General features: G+C 42.8%; 12 protein-coding genes, 1 other RNA gene and 1 other annotated feature. All 13 genes read right to left on the bottom strand.

Features of this window, described 5'->3' with window-relative positions; genetic code table 11:
• Window positions 1-207: 207 nt before the first annotated feature.
• Window positions 208-816, bottom strand: coding sequence for a histidine phosphatase family protein (locus ACTNC6_RS07375; RefSeq protein WP_441043716.1), 609 nt, complete (start codon window positions 814-816; stop codon window positions 208-210).
• A complete protein-coding gene (pheT, locus tag ACTNC6_RS07370) occupies window positions 816-3,233 on the bottom strand; it encodes a phenylalanine--tRNA ligase subunit beta (RefSeq protein ID WP_303242460.1) in 2,418 nt (805 codons plus the stop codon). The genes ACTNC6_RS07375 and pheT overlap by 1 nt, the downstream gene beginning before the upstream one ends.
• 99 nt (window positions 3,234-3,332) lie before the next feature.
• Window positions 3,333-4,352 (bottom strand): phenylalanine--tRNA ligase subunit alpha, encoded by a 1,020-nt coding sequence (gene pheS / locus ACTNC6_RS07365; protein WP_441043788.1) that lies wholly within the window; start codon window positions 4,350-4,352, stop codon window positions 3,333-3,335.
• A gap of 91 nt (window positions 4,353-4,443) precedes the next feature.
• Window positions 4,444-4,696 (bottom strand) — a binding site (T-box leader).
• Between the two features lie 42 nt (window positions 4,697-4,738).
• The gene (locus ACTNC6_RS07360; RefSeq protein WP_303242461.1) at window positions 4,739-5,680 is read right to left on the bottom strand and encodes a YihY/virulence factor BrkB family protein; all 942 of its coding nucleotides are present in this window, start codon (window positions 5,678-5,680) and stop codon (window positions 4,739-4,741) included.
• A 66-nt stretch (window positions 5,681-5,746) separates the two neighbouring features.
• On the bottom strand, window positions 5,747-6,808 hold the full coding sequence (locus tag ACTNC6_RS07355; RefSeq protein WP_441043714.1) for an aldose epimerase family protein: 1,062 nt from the start codon (window positions 6,806-6,808) through the stop codon (window positions 5,747-5,749).
• A 97-nt stretch (window positions 6,809-6,905) separates the two neighbouring features.
• A non-coding RNA gene (gene ssrS, locus ACTNC6_RS07350) (6S RNA) lies at window positions 6,906-7,087 on the bottom strand.
• A 55-nt stretch (window positions 7,088-7,142) separates the two neighbouring features.
• Window positions 7,143-8,633 (bottom strand): threonine synthase, encoded by a 1,491-nt coding sequence (thrC, locus tag ACTNC6_RS07345; protein WP_173742410.1) that lies wholly within the window; start codon window positions 8,631-8,633, stop codon window positions 7,143-7,145.
• Between the two features lie 182 nt (window positions 8,634-8,815).
• Complete coding sequence (locus ACTNC6_RS07340) at window positions 8,816-9,724, bottom strand: cell wall hydrolase (RefSeq protein ID WP_441035604.1); 909 nt, start codon at window positions 9,722-9,724, stop codon at window positions 8,816-8,818.
• 303 nt (window positions 9,725-10,027) lie between these two features.
• The gene (locus ACTNC6_RS07335; RefSeq protein WP_441043712.1) at window positions 10,028-12,478 is read right to left on the bottom strand and encodes a methyltransferase domain-containing protein; all 2,451 of its coding nucleotides are present in this window, start codon (window positions 12,476-12,478) and stop codon (window positions 10,028-10,030) included.
• A 177-nt stretch (window positions 12,479-12,655) separates the two neighbouring features.
• The gene (locus ACTNC6_RS07330; RefSeq protein ID WP_441035601.1) at window positions 12,656-13,819 is read right to left on the bottom strand and encodes an RNA-guided endonuclease InsQ/TnpB family protein; all 1,164 of its coding nucleotides are present in this window, start codon (window positions 13,817-13,819) and stop codon (window positions 12,656-12,658) included.
• Window positions 13,782-14,426: an IS607 family transposase gene (locus ACTNC6_RS07325; RefSeq protein ID WP_441043787.1), complete on the bottom strand. Its 645-nt coding sequence runs from the start codon at window positions 14,424-14,426 to the stop codon at window positions 13,782-13,784. Before ACTNC6_RS07325 ends, ACTNC6_RS07330 begins: the two co-directional genes overlap by 38 nt.
• Before the next feature lie 234 nt (window positions 14,427-14,660).
• Window positions 14,661-15,386 (bottom strand): pyruvate formate-lyase-activating protein, encoded by a 726-nt coding sequence (gene pflA, locus ACTNC6_RS07320; RefSeq protein ID WP_173742413.1) that lies wholly within the window; start codon window positions 15,384-15,386, stop codon window positions 14,661-14,663.
• A 5-nt stretch (window positions 15,387-15,391) separates the two neighbouring features.
• The gene (pflB, locus tag ACTNC6_RS07315; RefSeq protein ID WP_441043710.1) at window positions 15,392-17,647 is read right to left on the bottom strand and encodes a formate C-acetyltransferase; all 2,256 of its coding nucleotides are present in this window, start codon (window positions 17,645-17,647) and stop codon (window positions 15,392-15,394) included.
• Window positions 17,648-17,777: the final 130 nt, after the last annotated feature.

Here is a 17,777-nt window from a genome sequence, read left to right as displayed (position 1 = left end):
GTACACCTCCTGTAATCCTCAGTATTTTTTACCAGTAACTGTTCCGCATATACACAGTTACATTTATCATACACAACCGGCATGAAAAATCTGTAATCATCATATCACAACATCATATCAAGAACAAGTAAGACTGCGCAAAAAAGTCCTGGACAGCACCTGCCCAGAACTTCTTTTTCACCCAAAATCCCTCTGTAAATTTTCTGTTTATGCGTATACCTTATCTTCTTCCAGAAGGCAGGCTTTGCCGTCCTTTACTTCCACAAGATTAATACTGCAATTGGGCGGTACACAGCCATGCCAGAAATGTGCCTCATCCTGATAAACATTCTGAAGCAGAGCTCTCACAGCACAGCCATGGGAGGAAACCAGAATGGTTTTGTCCTGTAACGCCGGATCTGTTGTTTTTTCCATCCAGAAATCCCGGGTACGCTTCAGGATATCAGCAATATTCTCACCGTTTTCCGGCCTCTCAAAAGCCAGCGGCTTATTAAAAAAAATATCCATATCCGGACTGATAATATTTCCTCCGGCATCCTTAAACTGTGTTCCCTCCAGAATACCAAAATCAATCTCCTGAATTCTCTTATCAGGAATTACAGGGATTTTTCTGTCTCCCAGCACATAATGTGCGGTTTCTCTGGCTCTGGTCAGAGGACTGGTAAAACAGACATCAAAGGGAACATCCTTCAATGCCTCCCCGGTACGTTTTGCCAGTTCAATTCCTTCCGGTGCCAGGGGAATATCTACAGCCCCCTGCACCTTCTTTAATTTGTTCCACCGGGTAATTCCGTGTCTTAATACATAAATCAGCATTAGCTTCTCAACTCGATTCCAAGATCTGTCAGTCCATTCAGGATTTTCTTCATTGCTGCTGTGATCTCGCTCTCCTCCAGAGTTTTGTCATGATGACGGAATACCAGAGAATATGCCATGGATTTATATCCTTCTTTGATCTGATTACCTTCATAAATATCGAAGAGCTGGAAGCTTTCCAGGATCTTACCGCCTCTCTGTGTCAGTACATGCTCGATCTGGCCTGCCAGTACAGCCTTCGGAACAACCATACTTAAGTCACGGGTTACAGCAGGATATTTGGCAATTCCTGTATATTTGTGATTAAAGCTTGCAAATTCCAGAACTGTAAGGATGTCGATCACTGCCACATAGGCCTTGTCGCCGATTCCGTAAGCATCTGCAACCAGCGGATGAACCTCTCCCAGATAACCTACAACCTTACCACCATAAATCATATTTGCCTGTCTGCCCGGATGGAGATAGGATTTTTTGCTGTCAGGATCATAATCCACTCTTTCACGCATACCTACCTTTTCAAAGAATTCCTCGCAGACACCCTTCATGTCAAAGAAGTCACCGTTTCCATACATTCCCAGGGTAAAATGCATTCTTTCCTCCGGAAGCTCAGTAAGAGGCAATGCCTTTGGACGATATACATTTCCCAGTTCATAGAGACGTACATCTTTATTTCTTCTGTTATAGTTTGTTGCCAGAGAACTGAGCATACCATTTAAGGTAGTTGTTCTCATAACACTGTAGTCCTCACCCAGTGGATTGCTGATCACAATTCCTCTGCGGAGTTCACTGTCAGCCGGAAGTCTTAATTTATCAAATACCTTTGGGCTTTCAAAGGAATAAGTCATGCCTTCAGAAAAACCACAGTATTCTGCGATATCTCTTGCAACAGCTTCAATACGAAGCTTAAATGGCAGTTTACCTGTTGTAGCTTCTCCATTTGGCAATGTGGTAGGAATTTTGTCATATCCGAAGAATCTGGCAATCTCTTCCGCTACGTCAGCTACATAGTGAATATCCTGACGGAAGGTAGGTGCTACGATCTCATTGGTCTTCTCATCATAGGTAAGCTCAACCTTTGCCAGGAATCCAAGCATTTCTTCCGGAGTAAGGCTGGTTCCCAGAAGTGCATTGATCTTCTCCGGTTTAAAAGGTACTCTGGACGGCTCGCTGACTTTATTGCAGACATCCACCATTCCGCCGACAACCTCTCCTGCACCCAGTTCCTCCATGAGCTGGCAGGCTCTGTCAATGGCAGCCTGTGCATTGTTTGGATCCAGACCCTTCTCAAATTTACCGGAAGCATCTGTACGGAGGCCAATCCTTTTGGAAGAAAGACGGATATTAGTGCCGTCAAAGCAAGCAGCCTCAAAGAGAACTGTTTTCACCTGATCTGTGATCATAGAATTCTCTCCGCCCATGATTCCGGCAATTCCTACAGGCTTTTTGCCGTCACAGATCATTAACACCTGATCATCCATGGTACGTTCCTGACCATCCAGGGTAACAAATTTTTCATCTTTTTCTGCACAGCGTACAACGATCTCTCTGCCTTCAATAGTATCCAGATCATAGGCATGCATTGGCTGTCCAAATTCTTCCATAACATAATTGGTGATATCAACCAGATTATTGATAGGGCGGATTCCGTTGGAAGCCAGACATCTCTGCATCCATTTTGGGGACGGTCCGATCTTTACATTTTTTACAACTCTTGCACAGTAACGTGGGCAAAGCTCCGGATTCTTCACTGTAACCTTTACATAATCAGATGCCTTTTCTTCATTGCCCTTACAATCTACAACAGGAGGACAGAATTTTTTATCAAAGGTAGCCGCTGCCTCTCTGGCAATTCCAAGAACTCCATAGCAGTCCACACGGTTAGATGTGATCTCATATTCAAAGACAACATCATCCAGTCCAAGTGCCTTTACCGCACTTTCTCCTACTACTGCATCCTCCGGGAAAATATAAATTCCGTACTCCGGTGCATCCGGGTACATCTCTCTGGTACTTCCCAGTTCTTCAATAGAACACATCATACCATAAGAATCCACACCGCGGAGCTTGCCCTTTTTGATCTGGACTCCTCCCGGAGTTTTCTTGCCGTCATGTCCGCCTGCTACCCGTCCGCCGTCCAGAACAACGGGAACCTTATCTCCTTCTTTTACATTGGGTGCACCGGTTACGATCTGAACTGTCTCTGTTCCTACATCTACCTGGCAGATGATCAGCTTATCTGCATCCGGATGTTTTTCAATTTTTTTAATCTGTCCAATGACGATTTTGTCCAGGTCTGCATCCAGCTTCTCAAAGCCCTCTACCTTTGTACCTGTCAGGGTCATGGCATCTGTATATTCCTGTGCTGTCACATCAAGATCCGGCACATACATTTTAATCCAAGATAATGAAGTATTCATTTTTCCTAATCCTCTTTCCTATATAATAATAGCCGTTCGCTTCGCTCATACTTAAGGAGTTTCCACGACGCTTGTCGTGGAAGCCGTTCGCTTCGCTCACTAAAACTGTTTTATGAAGCGAATGTCGTTTTCGTAGAGCAGGCGCATGTCGTCGATTTCGTATTTAAGAAGAGCAATTCGCTCCAGGCCTACACCGAAGGCAAAGCCTGTATATTCCTCAGAATCAATTCCGCACATGCTTAATACATTTGGATGTACCATACCACAGCCGAGGATTTCAATCCATCCGGAGCCTTTACAGAAACGGCAGCCTTTACCGCCACACTTGAAGCAGGATACGTCTACCTCAGCACTTGGCTCAGTGAATGGGAAATGATGGGGCCTGAATTTGGTTTTTGTCTCAGGTCCGAAGAGCTCCTGGGCAAATTCCTGAAGAGTTCCCTTCAGATCCGCAAATGTAATATTCTTATCAATAACCAAACCTTCGATCTGATGGAAGGACGGAGAATGTGTAGCATCTACTTCATCAGAACGGAATACACGTCCCGGTGCGATCATACGGATAGGAAGCTTGCCTTTTTCCATAGTACGTGCCTGTACCGGGGAGGTCTGGGAACGAAGCAGGATGGAATCTGTGATAAAGAAAGTATCCTGTTCGTCACGTGCCGGATGGTTTTCCGGAATGTTAAGCTTTGTAAAGTTATAATCAGCATATTCAACTTCCGGACCTTCAACAACCTCATAGCCCATACCTACGAAAATACGCTCAACCTCTTCCAGTGCGATGGTATTGGGATGACGATGTCCGATTTTCGCTTTCTTTGCAGGAAGTGTTACGTCAATAACTTCCTGTTTCATTTTTTCCTCACGGACAGCTTCCTCCAGCTTTGCCTTTGACTCATCCAGGAGAGCTTCTATCTTTGTTCTGGTCTCATTTACCAGCTGTCCAACTTTTGGGCGTTCCTCCGGAGCAACATCCTTCATGCTTTTTAAAATAGCAGTCAATTCTCCTTTTTTGCCAAGGTATGCAACACGTACCTCGTTTAACTTATCCAGGCCCTCGGATTCATCAATCCGTTTTTTGGCAGCTTCAGCCAGTTCCTGAAGTTTTTCTTTCATATCCATGATTCTTTTCTCCTTTATAAAAATATTCGTAATTTCCTGATTAAGGGTCGCAGATCCGTAAATACAAAAAAGCCCCATCCCTCATATGAGGGACGGAGCATATCCGCGGTACCACCCTGTTTCCTGTTTTACACAGGCTCTCGGTCTGCTTAACGCGCAGCAACGTCATTCCCTACTAAACAATCATATCTGATCACATCATCAATCCTAACAGAACATTCAGGAATGCAGCTCCGGTGGGAAATTCAGGAAATATCTGAACCTGTGGAAGCTTTCAGCCGATGACCTCCACTCTCTGATGGAAAATAAATCCCTAAAAACACCTTCTGTGCCTTTTCATTTATTAACAGTATTTACTATGCCACAGTCCGAAAAATATGTCAAGAGTCATTTTCTACTTTCTCAGTTGATGCTTTCTCATCTGCCGCCTCTTTTGCCTGCTGTCTCCGCTCTCTCTCATGATCGATCATTCCTTTGACAGACCGATGGGCTTTACGGAAATCCTTTTCAAAATATGCATTGATCTCTGCTCCGTACAAAAACAGATTCATGCAGAAATATAGCCAGATCATTACCATGATAATCGTGGTCAAATTTCCGTACATATTGGAAAATCCCGGGAAAATTTCAAAATAAAGGGAAAATCCATAGGAAAATATAGACCAGGCCACCGCAATGATCAGAGCTCCGGGAACCTGACTTTTCAAGGTTGCCTTCCGGTTCGGAAGCACCTTATAAAGCAAAAGAAATACCAGAAAAAGCACTGCAAAAACCAGCTCTGTCCTAGCACCTAATATCCTGCCCAGAACCTTTCCCACAAAAGGAACATACATGGCCGCAAGCTCCTGGATCCGGTTACCAAGCACAAGCATAAGCAGACAGATGATCAGTGCCACCACCAGTGAAAAGGTATAAAAAACCGCATAAATCCTGGTAATCAGCCAGTTACGGGTTTCCTTTACATGATAAATGGTGTTCAGTCCATTGATCAGGGACTGCATACCTTTTCCCGCAGACCACAGTGCTACAAGGGCAGAAATAGGTACAATGGCCGTACTTCTCTTATAAACATCCACTACGATTCCAAGAACAAAGCTCTGGATATTCTCAGGAACAAATGCAACAATGGCATCACGCACCATATTATAAGTAATCGGTGTATATCTGACCAGTGTTGTCAGAAAAAGGATACAGGGAATAAAGGAAAGAATCAAAAAATAGGCAGCCTGTGTGGCATATGCTCCTACGTGATCCCCTGACACACGATCCATAAATCCAAGCAGAAGTGAAACCACTGATTTCTTCTCTTTCTCCTTCTTCATATATCTCTCCATTCTATTTATATTCAGGGAGATCCTTCTTGCCGTTTACCGGCAAATCACTTCTTATTATTCTTTTATGTAAAACCTGTAAGAAGTTTCAGAGTTGTAATGCTCTCCGGCTGCAAGAACAGGAGAATGGAAATCCTCTACATTTACAGCATTTGGCTCTACCTGTGTTTCCAGACAGAAGGCATCTCTCTGATTGTAAACATGTCCGTTTTTACCCGTTTCGTTCTCTACAAAATTAGCTGCATAGAACTGCACACAAGGACAGTCAGAAGTTACATCCATAGCAATTCCGGTTTCCTTGCTGTATGCAGTGGCAATGAGTCTGCGATTGCCCTTGGAATAATTGTCGGTTACATAATTATGGTCATATCCGCCGGTAAATTTCAGCTGTTCAAAATCTGCATTAATCCTCTCTCCCATCTGTCTGGAAGTTCTGAAATCCATAGGAGTACCCTCCACCGGTGCGTATTCTCCCGTAGGAATGGAATGGCTGTCAGCTACAGGTGTATAGTAATTTGCATGAATGGTCAGATACTGATCCATGGCTGAACCGCTTCCCTCTCCACTGAGATTAAAATAAGAATGGTTGGTCATATTTCCTACTGTAGGTTCATCACATACGCCCTGATAATGGATTTTCAATTCATTTTCTTCTGTAAATTCATACTTTACAGAAACATCAAATTCTCCTGGAAAACCATTTTCTCCGTCAGGGCTGATACGGTTAAATACAATGCTGTTTTTATCCTGGGAAATCTCAGTCACTTTCCACAGCTTCTTCTCAAACCCATCCGGACCGCTGTGAAGATTATTGTCATTTTCATTCTGTGCAAGTCTTACCTCTCTGTCTCCAAGCATAAATCTTGCACCGGCAATACGGTTGCCACTTCTGCCGATCACTGCTCCGAAAAAGCATCCGTTCACCTCATAAGATTCCAGATCATCATATCCCAGAACTACATCTGTCAGTTTTCCTTCTCTGTCCGGCACGCACAGCTTCACCAAAAGAGCCCCAAACTCTGTTACTTCCACAAATGCTCCGGATTCATTCTCCAGATGATAGATCTTAACTGTTTCTCCTGTGGGCAATACACCAAATTTTCTCTCGTTTACACTCATTGCCTGTAACCTCCCATTATAATATATAATCACGAAAAGCCTTTTCATTTGCTTTTTTACTGAAAAAAAGAGCCCGGTCACGGCTCTGTCTTTTCTTGAAACTCCCGAAATGTCGTTCCCTTCCCATTGACGCCTAGCCGTAGCTAGGTGGGTATCCTCAATAACATTTCTGTCTTCCGCTGCATAATGACGGCCTGACATCCATGGTACAATGTTGGATTCCCGTTAAAGTCGATGTAGGTTCAAAAAAAGAAGGGGCCTCGAACATTTCAGGATATTTAGATGGTTTTATTATACTCTAGTATATAGTTTTTTTCAACATAAAATGCACAAATTATAAGATTCCAAGAATTTCCTTTACAGCCTTTGGCATATCAGGAGCATCCACCACTTTGTCATGAAGAACAGGAGCTGTACGGATGGTCTCAACTGCCTGGGGAACTTTCACACCGGACAGGATACAAAGTTCATCAGCCAAGGCAAAATCATCCTTGCCCTCTGTATCAACTCCAAGAGCATCCATAACACTTCTGGTAAATTTATAAGGGCTGGCTGTGGAAGCGATCACTGCCGGAAGCTTATCTCCTGTTTCCTTTACATATTTGTCATATACACCGGCAGCAACTGCAGTATGGGTATCAATCACATAATGACTGTTTTTAAAAACTCCGGCGATGGTTGCAGCTGTTTCCTCTTCTGTGCAGAAATTTCCGTAGAAATCTCCCAGCTGGGATTTCATTTCCTCTGTGATCGTGTACTCTCCGCCTGCAGATAATGCCTGCATCAGCTCAGCACATTTCTTTGCGTCTGCACCTGCAATACGGTAAATAAGGCGCTCCAGATTGCTGGAGATCAGGATATCCATGGAAGGAGAGGTTGTCAGGATAAAGTCACGTTTTCTGTCATAGGTACCTGTACGGAAGAAATCATACAGTACTTTATTGTCATTGGATGCACAGATCAGCTTATGTACAGGAAGACCCATCTGCTTTGCATAATATGCAGCAAGGATATTTCCAAAGTTTCCTGTAGGAACTGTGATATTGATCTCCTGTCCATCCTTGATCTTTCCCTGGCGGACCAGGGATGCATATGCATATACATAATATACGATCTGCGGAACCAGACGTCCGATATTGATAGAGTTTGCCGAAGAGAACTGATAACCTGCCTGATCAAGCTCTGCTTCCAGCTTCTGGTCATTAAACATTTTCTTTACAGCAGTCTGAGCATCATCAAAATTGCCGGTAATTCCCACTACGTAGGTATTATTTCCCTTCTGGGTAACCATTTGCTTCTCCTGAATAGGGCTTACACCGTTCTTCGGATAAAAGACAATGATCTTTGTGCCCGGTACATCTGCAAAGCCTGCCATGGCAGCCTTTCCTGTATCCCCTGATGTTGCAGTGAGGATCACGATCTCATTTTTTACATTATTTTTCTTTGCTGCTGTAGTCATAAGATGTGGAAGAATTGATAAAGCCATATCCTTGAATGCAATGGTAGCTCCATGATACAGCTCCAGGAAATATACTCCGTCTGCCTCATGAAGTGGTGCAATTGTCTTTGTATCAAATTTATCGTCATAGGCTCTGCTGATGCAGTTTTTCAATTCCTCTTCTGTGAAATCTGTGAGGAAACGCTTCATTACCTCATATGCGGTCTCCTGATAACTCATCTGTGCCAGCTTATCCATAGGGACATCCAGCTTCGGAATCTCTGTAGGCACAAATAAACCGCCATCCTCAGAAAGTCCCTTTAAAATAGCCATGGAAGCTGTTACAGCCTCTTCTTTTCCTCGTGTGCTTTTGTATAATACCTGCATTGTATATCCTGCCTTTCCAAAGTTTTTCGTTTGTCAATTGAACCCATTATAGCATATGCTTTAACAAAATACCATCCTAAATTATATCTCATTTATATGCCATCCATTTCTGTACAGATAGTGATTTTTCACAGAAAAAAAGAAAGACAGCTCTCTCAACGGAAAGTCTGTCTTTTATATCATCAGTTTGTTTTTGCCATCTGGACAATATTGGAAGCTCCCGCCTGATCAACAAGCTTGGACTTGTCCCCTTCATCCGGATATGTATAAAATTCATGTACGCCATATTTGAAAAGCTTTTTCAGATCCTTTTCAAACCAGGTAACATTGTGGGATTCTGCCTCGGATTTCTGAATAAAGAAAAGTGCACCTTCAGAATAATCCTTACCCTCCAGTGCCTCACGCACTGCTTCTCTGGTATCATCCGTAACCTCAACCTCATTGATCCTGCCATCATAGGTAGGAGAAAACTGCGGAACACCATTTGTGGATTCCCACACTACTTCTGTAACATTATCAGGAAATTCTTCATTCTGCACACGATTCATGATCACATTTGCCACAAGCACCCGTCCCTTGATGTCCTCAGTTCCCGCTTCTGCCTCCACAATACGGAGCAGTGTATCGTAATCCTCATCGGACATAATTGCGGATTTCTGAGCAGAACTGATATATTTCTCATTAAGAGCATTGATCTTGCTCTCCATGGAAGCACTCACATCAAACTCTGCCACACTGTCATCAATTTTCTTTACACGCTGTCCTACCATAACCTGCTCACAGGAAGTACCAATCCGCTCTACAGACTTCTGTCTGGTAACTGTACTGTTTACCCCGGACATTACGCCTGCGATCCCTGTAGGAAGTATGTCTGATCCTGATTCAACTGACTGGGAGGAAAAAGTCTCATTTTCATTCCCGGAAGCTGCATATACCTGTTTCTTACTGTTATCTCCAATTCTTCCGCCGGCAGCCAGAACAACTGCAGCGCAGGTACACGCCGTAACCAGTATAAAGCTTTTAGCAGGATCTCCGGATTTTCTTCTTGTCACTGATCGTCCGGGCTGACCTTGTCTTTTTTGAACTTTCATACCTTTTCATTCCTCTTTTTTCTTAATTCCAAAGCGCAACATATGGTTGTAACATTTTTGTAATTTATAAGAAAATTATATTTAATAAAGGCATTTTTGTCAAGCTTTTTTTACATTTCTGTAATATTTGTGGCCTTTACACAAATGATTATAGCGCCCCTACATCTGTACAGTCAATCTTAATTGCCCTTGATTTTTCGCGTTTTTTCAAGATTTTCCATACTTTGTTCGAAAAAAAAGGAATCCTTTTTACAGAATTCCTTATAAAATATTCGAAATATTTTCGTAACTTTTTCCGGCAGTTCAACTGCGTTTTTCCCCGCACACCAGAAACATAGGAGTAGGATTATAAAATTCATCTTTCTTCTGATAAATCCTGCTGCTGATTCCAAGATCAATGGAGAATTTTTCCATTTCAAGCCTTCCCAGAGTCTCCAGATCCCAGGCCGGCCGGATATAAGAGCTGATAGGCAGCTGACGCTTGATTTCCTCACATTCCTGCATCATGGCATCTCCCACTGCATGATGGGCATGATCGGCAGGAAGTCCCGAGGTATCCGTAAAATTATCAGCGCCATAATTGGCATCTGCATTGAGAAGGATTCCACCCGGTCTCAATACCCGGATCCATTCCCTGTATGCACCTGCTGCATCCGGCAAAGTCCATGTGAGATTTCTGGAAATAACCACATCAAAACTACCACTTTTAAAGTCCAGTTTCTCCCCGTCCATAATCTTAAAGGTACAGGAAACCTTTTCCTCCTCAGCCAGCTCCCGGGAATGGCGGATCATATCAGGAGTCAGATCTATTCCTGTGACCTCATGTCCCAGTTTAGACAGAAGAATGGTAAAAAATCCGGCACCGCATCCCACATCCAGGATTCTGAGTTTCCCTTCCGGCAGATACTTAAGGATCTCTCTCATCCATTTATCTGCCATATCGCTGTGAAGCTCAGCCCTTCTCTGTTCCTTAAAGCTGTCACTGCGTTTGGTCCAGTAAGCCGTAATTTTCTCCTTGCGACTGTCCTCTTCCCTGCTAAAGGATCCATAAGTGATCATAGGCCCATCCTTGATCACCTGAAGGCTTCCGATCTGATAAAGGATCACGCCGTTCAGATCGGAATAGCTTTTCTCCAGGATCTTTCCTTCATAATCTTTGGTACAGCCCAGATATTCCCCGGTTTTCACCAGATCTCCCGGCTTTTTGGCAGGATACCACAGACCGGACACAGTTGCAGACTGATACCGTACATTTTCAATTTCCATAGGATAATAGGTACTGTAGCTTCTCAGTCCCTGATAGACTCCCAGGAAACAAAGAATATTCTGCACATCCTTTCCTGTAGATTTCACTTCCTCTGCAGTCCAGCCGCCCATCTGTCCCCGTTCGATCAGAACACTGGGAATCCCACAGGAAGCCGCATAATTATAAGCTCCTCCTGCGCCCACATTAGATTTGACCATATAAGGAACATCTGCCTGCTGTGCCATTTTCTGAGATATTTCCCTTACCTGCTGCACAGACTTTCCTGCATAATAAATATAAGGGGTCAGCTCTTCAAAGGAATCTCCGCTGTGCAGATCTATGTAATAATCCGCCACACTCTGCAGCTTTTCTACAACTGCATAAGCCAGACGGTCCATACGGGTCCCTTCCGGATTTCCCGGAAAAACACGGTTAAGATTTTTGTCATCCTCCGGACAGATACTGCCGCTTCGTTCTTCAAATTCCTTTCTGCAGACAGTTTTTACAAGGATCACCCTTCCATTCATTTTCTCTGGCTTCAGCTGATCCGCAAGCTCTATTGCTGCCTGGATTCCCACATACTCTCCGGCATGGACAGAGGCAGTGATCAGAACTGTTTTTCCGGGATTACTGCCGCAGATCACTGTATAGGGAAGGGCAAACTCTCCGCCTGCCAGCCTCAGAAAACCGCTCTTCTTTGTTCCAGGTTCTGTCCAAAGAGGGTCCTTTGCTTTCTCCAAATCTTCCTGTTGTTTTTCTGCGCAGATCATAAACATAGGAGTTGAATGATAATTCAGCTTCTCTTCCTGGCTCCATACTCTCTCCCAGATATTCAAATCTATGGAAACGGATTCAAATCCCATTTCTTTTAAAATATTTCTGTCCCAGACAGGCCGTTCAATGGCAGACAGAGGCATTTGCAGGGCAATTTTCTCCATTCTGTCAATATCCGTACAGAGATAATGATCGTCCAGATTTTCATTCTCTACAAGCTTTCTGTCCTCTTCATAGGACCGACGCTTCTCCTCGTCATAGAGATAGCCATACCAGTTTGCATCAAAATTCAGAAGCTTTCCACCGGGTTTTAATACCCGGTGCCACTCCCTGTATGCACCTTTTGGATCCTTCAAATTCCAGGTAAGATTTCTGGAAATAACCACATCAAAGGTATTATCTTCAAACTTCAGGTCCTGGGCATCCATTTTATGAAAAACAATCTTTTCGCAGAGCTTACCTGCATTCTTTTTTGCAGTGTCCAGCATTTCCTGTGTATAGTCTACAGCTGTAACCTTGTATCCCGCCTCTGCAAGAATTACGGGAAAGAATCCCGGACCTGTACCGATATCCAGGATTTTCAGCTCTTCTTTCTTTTTCTCAGGAAACTGTCTTTTCAGGGTTTTCAGCCACGCTTCCTTCTGTATTCCATTTAATTCTTTATGATTCACCTCAGAGTATCCCTCTGCACGGGTACTCCAGTAGCTTTCAATTTCTGACAGAAGCTTATCCAATTTCTGTATCCGTTACTGAAAACTTATAAAAAGTTATAAACTTCTATGTTTCATTCCTACTTCAACGAGTATGCTTTTGATGATATAAATATCTATCTACTCACAAGTTCTTGTACTCTCCATAGGCGTAAATTCCGGACTAACGTATCCGTACATATTTGCATTAACGTTTCAGTGTCAACCTGCAAATTTTTCTCCATAAGTCTTGAGATTTATAGATGCCTGGAAATCTCTGTCAATCATATTCCCACACGCACATCTATAAACTCTGTCAGATAACTTCAGATCTTTTTTGATGTTTCCACAACAGCTGCAAAGCTTTGATGATGGATAAAACCGATCAGCCACAATAAGCTGAATCCCTTTATCGCTGCACTTATATTCAAGCTGTTTTCTAAACCAAAAAAATCCCTGTTCCTGGACTGCTTTGGATAAATGTCTGTTTTTCATCATTCCGCTGACATTCAGATCTTCAATACATATAAATCTTGGTTTTCGATTTATGATCTCAGATATGGTCTGATTCAAATAGTTTTTACGGATATTTGTTAATCTGTGATCTCGTTTTAATAAAAGTTTTTCCTTTTTGATTACATTATTTGTTTTACAGTAACTTTCTCCTTTTTTATTTTTCTCGTAAGAACGAGAGATACTACGCTGTAATCTGCGTTTCTGTTTTTCTAATTTCTTTATTTTCTGACTCTTATTGATGTTCTTATACTTAGTCCCATCAGAGCAGACAGCCAGTTCTTTGATTCCCAAGTCTATACCGACTCCGTCATCATTAAGTATTTCCCTACAGTCAGGAAATTCTACACATACACTGATCCACCAGTTCAATCCGTCAAAGGATATTCGCGGATTCATATATTTAGCATTTGTCGGAATTCGTCCATGTTCTGCAAGTCTTACCCAATTCATTGTTTGTTTGTTGGTTTTCCTGCTGGAGGAAAATCCTTCAAATTTAACGTGTGTATTACTGAAGCGTATCTTAACGTTGTCCTGATAGAACTTCGGCATTGATCTCTTTTTTGACTTGAATCTCGGGAATTTCTGCAAACCCTTAAAAAAGTTCTTATACGCAGTACAGGCATCTTTGATTGCCTGTTTGGTTACATTATTTGAAATACTCAATAACCATGCATATCCATCAGAATGTCTAAGCTTTGTAAATTCTTTTCTGAGTTCTGCATCTGAAAGGAATTTTCCGCCTTTTTCATAGTTTTCTATTTCCCTTGCCAAAGCCCAGTTATAGGCAAATCTTGAAGCACCGGCGTACTGAAACAACTTAGTTTTCTGCACGTTATTTGGTATCAACATTACTTTTATGGCTTTTACCATCTGCTTCCTCCTGTATCAATTCCCGGATAAGTTTCTTAGCTTTGTTTGCTCGTTTTCCTTGTAATTTGCAACTGAATACAGTGATTATCTGAACCAGATCTTCAACAAGTTCCTGCTGTTCGGACTTTTCGGTATTATCAATAATCTCAATCTCACAATTATAAAATGAAGCGATGTATTCTATCAACTCAAAACCAAATCGCAGTAACCGATCTTTATACAAAACAACAACCTTTTCAACCTGATTTTGAGATATTCGCCTGATCAATTCCTGGAGCCCTTTTTTCTTATAATTAATTCCGGAACCGATATCACTTATTATCTCAAACGGCTGTCCTTTTGCCAGAAGATATGTTTTAACATTATCAATCTGTCGTTCCAGATCATCTTTTTGTTTATGACTGGAAACACGACAATATCCAATTGTAATGCGGTTTTTAAGCTTTACATTTATTACCTGGTTGAGTTGCTCATCAGAATAATATCTATAGCCACTTACTGTAGTATGATGCGGATGAAGTTTTCCATTGGCATCCCAATTTCGTAATGTCTGGGCAGATACGCCTATAATTTTTGAAAATTCATGTATAGAATAATATTTACTCAAAGCATCAACTCCTTTCAATGATATTCTACTCTAATATCTTATAAAACTCAACATGCGCTTATATAATTTTATAATTTATATTTAACTGCTAATAACCTCCGTTTGTAATGATGTCAGGCTGATATGTGTCAAAATTCCCACAACATAATATTCTAACAAATACAATCCTCCTCAACAAGCCCCCCGGGGGGACAAAAAAGGCTGTCCGAAGACAGCCTTTTGCATTATTATGCTTTATATTGCCCCTAAAATTTTGCGGGCATTATCGATTCTTTCCTGTGTGGGCGGTTTTACACCTTCAAGGGGATACGGAATTCCCAGTTTTTCCCACTTAAACGTTCCGAGAGTGTGATAAGGAAGTACCTCCACACGCTCTACATTTTTAAGTGTATGGATAAAATCTGCCAGTCTGTGGAGATATTCATCCTTGTCGCTTCCGCCCGGCACAAGCACATGTCTGATCCATACAGGTTTCCCCATATCAGATAATTCCTGTGCCATGGCAAGGATATTCCGGTTGGTATGTCCTGTAAGCTTTATGTGTTCCTTTTCATCGATCTGCTTGATGTCCAGAAGCACCAGATCTGTATATTTCATCAGCTCCAGCCATTTGGTATGCCAGGGCTCCTTTTCTGTGTAGGGATTGGCACTGGTATCCAGAGTTGTATGGATTCCTGCCTGCTTCGCTTTACGGAAAAGCTCTGTGAGAAAATCCATCTGCAGCAGTGGTTCTCCTCCGCTGACTGTGATCCCGCCTTTGTTTCCCCAATAGCCTTTGTAACGCAGTGCCTTATTCAGCAGTTCATCTGCTGTAGTGACCTGTCCCTCTTTCATATTCCAGGTATCCGGATTATGGCAAAACTGACAGCGCATGGCACAGCCGCTGAGAAAGATCACATACCGTACTCCAGGGCCGTCCACAGAACCAAAACTTTCCAGGGAATGTACATATCCTTCCATAAGTTTTACATCCTGTCGTGGCAGGTTCTTGCGATTACGTCAAGCTGCTGTTCTCTGGTCAGGTCAATAAACTTAACTGCATAACCGGAAACACGGATCGTGAAGTTTGCATACTCTTCTTTTTCCGGATGTTCCATAGCATCGATAAGCTTTTCTTTTCCAAATACGTTTACATTGAGGTGATGTGCACCCTGGTCAAAATATCCGTCCAGTACGTGTACAAGATTCTCTGCACGCTCTTCCTCAGTATGTCCCAGTGCATCAGGATTGATAGTCTGAGTATTGGAGATTCCGTCCAGTGCATCCTCATAGTCAAGCTTTGCAACAGAGTTCAGGGATGCCAGAAGGCCATTCTGCTCTGCACCGTAGGATGGGTTTGCGCCAGGTGCCAGAGGCTCTCCTGCTTTTCTTCCATCCGGAAGGGAACCTGTAGCTTTACCATAAACAACGTTAGAAGTAATGGTAAGGATAGAGGTGGTTGGTTTGGAATCACGATAGGTATGGATGTGTTTCAGCTTCTCAAGGAAGGTAGAAAGCAGAGTAGTAGCAATCTCATCTGCTCTGTCATCATCATTACCATAGCGTGGGAAGTCACCCTCTACCTGGAAGTCTGTGGTGATTCCGTCTTCATCACGGATCGCTTTTACCTTTGCATATTTGATAGCAGAAAGGGAATCAACCACATGAGAGAAGCCTGCAATACCGGTTGCAAAGGAACGGTCAACCTTTGTATCGATCAGAGCCATCTCTGCTGCCTCATAATAATATTTATCATGCATGTAATGGATCATATTCAGTGTTCCAACATACAGATGAGCCAGCCAGTCCATCATCTTATCATATTTTGCAACTACTTCGTCATAGTCAAGGTATTCGGAAGTAATAGGCTGATAGTTTGGTCCAACCTGCTGTTTAGTCTTCTCATCCACACCACCGTTGATCGCATAAAGAAGGCATTTTGCAAGGTTTGCACGAGCACCGAAGAACTGCATTTCTTTACCGGTCTCAGTGGCAGATACACAGCAGCAGATGCTGTAGTCATCTCCCCATACAGGGCGCATAACATCATCATTTTCATACTGGATAGAGCTTGTGAGAACAGAAATATCAGCTGCATATTTCTTGAAGTTCTCAGGCAGTCTTGAGGAATAAAGTACAGTAAGGTTTGGTTCCGGAGCAGGCCCCATATCCTCCAGTGTATGCAGGAAACGGAAGTCATTCTTTGTTACCATAGTACGTCCGTCCTGTCCCATACCTGCTACTTCCAGAGTTGCCCATACAGGGTCACCGGAGAATAACTGGTTGTAAGATGGGATACGTGCAAATTTAACCATACGGAATTTCATTACCATATGGTCTACAAGCTCCTGAGCTTCTTTTTCAGTAAGTGTACCGTTCTCCAGATCTCTCTCAATATAGATATCAAGGAAGGTAGAAATACGTCCAACACTCATTGCTGCACCGTTCTGAGTTTTGATTGCTGCCAGATATCCGAAATACAGCCACTGGAAAGCTTCTCTTGCATCCTTTGCAGGCTGGGAAATATCATAGCCGTAAGCTTCTGCCATAACCTTCATACCCTTCAGTGCACGGATCTGGTCTGCAATTTCTTCACGAAGCTGGAAATCATAGCGTCTCATACCCTGACGGTCGCAGGCTGCAAAATCTTTTTCCTTGCCTTCGATCAGAGCATCGATTCCATACAGAGCCACACGTCTGTAATCGCCTACAATACGTCCACGTCCGTAAGTATCCGGAAGACCTGTCAGGATCTTGTTATGACGTGCAAGCTTCATCTCTGGTGTGTAGATATCAAATACTCCCTGATTGTGAGTCTTGAATTCATAGTTATAGAAAACATCTTTGATCTTGTCACTTACGTGATAGCCATAGGTTTCGCATGCCTGTTCTGCCATTTTAATTCCGCCGTATGGCATAAAAGCACGTTTCAGAGGTTTGTCTGTCTGAAGACCAACAACCTTCTCCAGATCCTTTGTCTCCTCATCAATATATCCAGGTCCGTAAGCAGTCAGAGAAGTAACAACTTCTGTCTCCATATCCAGGACACCGCCCTTTGCACGCTCCTCTTTCTGAAGTGCCTGCAGCTTATCCCAGAGCTTATTGGTAGCTTCTGTAGGCTCTTCAAGGAAGGAAGCATCTCCTTCATATGGAGTATAGTTCATACTGATAAAGTTACGAACATCAATTTTCTCCTTCCAACGATTGCCCTTAAAGCCATTCCACTGTTCAAAGTTTCTCATCATCTTGCCTCTTTCTTTTAATATTTCCGCGCAATTCTCACGTCAAGTGAGATAATAAGATTTATTTTGTTTTGTGTTATCCACGCCGATAGTATACGTGACATTCTGGTCTTATGTCAATTGATTTGGC

The sequence above is a fragment of the Blautia sp. HCP3S3_C4 genome (assembly GCF_052064095.1).
Taxonomy (GTDB): domain Bacteria; phylum Bacillota; class Clostridia; order Lachnospirales; family Lachnospiraceae; genus Blautia_A.
This window is presented reverse-complemented; position numbering and strand designations above follow the sequence as displayed.

What these genes read in the sequence shown, in the direction of transcription:
- ACTNC6_RS07375 (WP_441043716.1), bottom strand. Translation starts at nt 816, where the DNA reads ATGCTGATTTATGTATTAAGACACGGAATTACCCGGTGGAACAAATTA.
- pheT (WP_303242460.1), bottom strand. Translation starts at nt 3,233, where the DNA reads ATGAATACTTCATTATCTTGGATTAAAATGTATGTGCCGGATCTTGAT.
- pheS (WP_441043788.1), bottom strand. Translation starts at nt 4,352, where the DNA reads ATGAAAGAAAAACTTCAGGAACTGGCTGAAGCTGCCAAAAAACGGATT.
- ACTNC6_RS07360 (WP_303242461.1), bottom strand. Translation starts at nt 5,680, where the DNA reads ATGAAGAAGGAGAAAGAGAAGAAATCAGTGGTTTCACTTCTGCTTGGA.
- ACTNC6_RS07355 (WP_441043714.1), bottom strand. Translation starts at nt 6,808, where the DNA reads ATGAGTGTAAACGAGAGAAAATTTGGTGTATTGCCCACAGGAGAAACA.
- thrC (WP_173742410.1), bottom strand. Translation starts at nt 8,633, where the DNA reads ATGCAGGTATTATACAAAAGCACACGAGGAAAAGAAGAGGCTGTAACA.
- ACTNC6_RS07340 (WP_441035604.1), bottom strand. Translation starts at nt 9,724, where the DNA reads ATGAAAGTTCAAAAAAGACAAGGTCAGCCCGGACGATCAGTGACAAGA.
- ACTNC6_RS07330 (WP_441035601.1), bottom strand. Translation starts at nt 13,819, where the DNA reads ATGGTAAAAGCCATAAAAGTAATGTTGATACCAAATAACGTGCAGAAA.
- pflA (WP_173742413.1), bottom strand. Translation starts at nt 15,386, where the DNA reads ATGGAAGGATATGTACATTCCCTGGAAAGTTTTGGTTCTGTGGACGGC.
- pflB (WP_441043710.1), bottom strand. Translation starts at nt 17,647, where the DNA reads ATGAGAAACTTTGAACAGTGGAATGGCTTTAAGGGCAATCGTTGGAAG.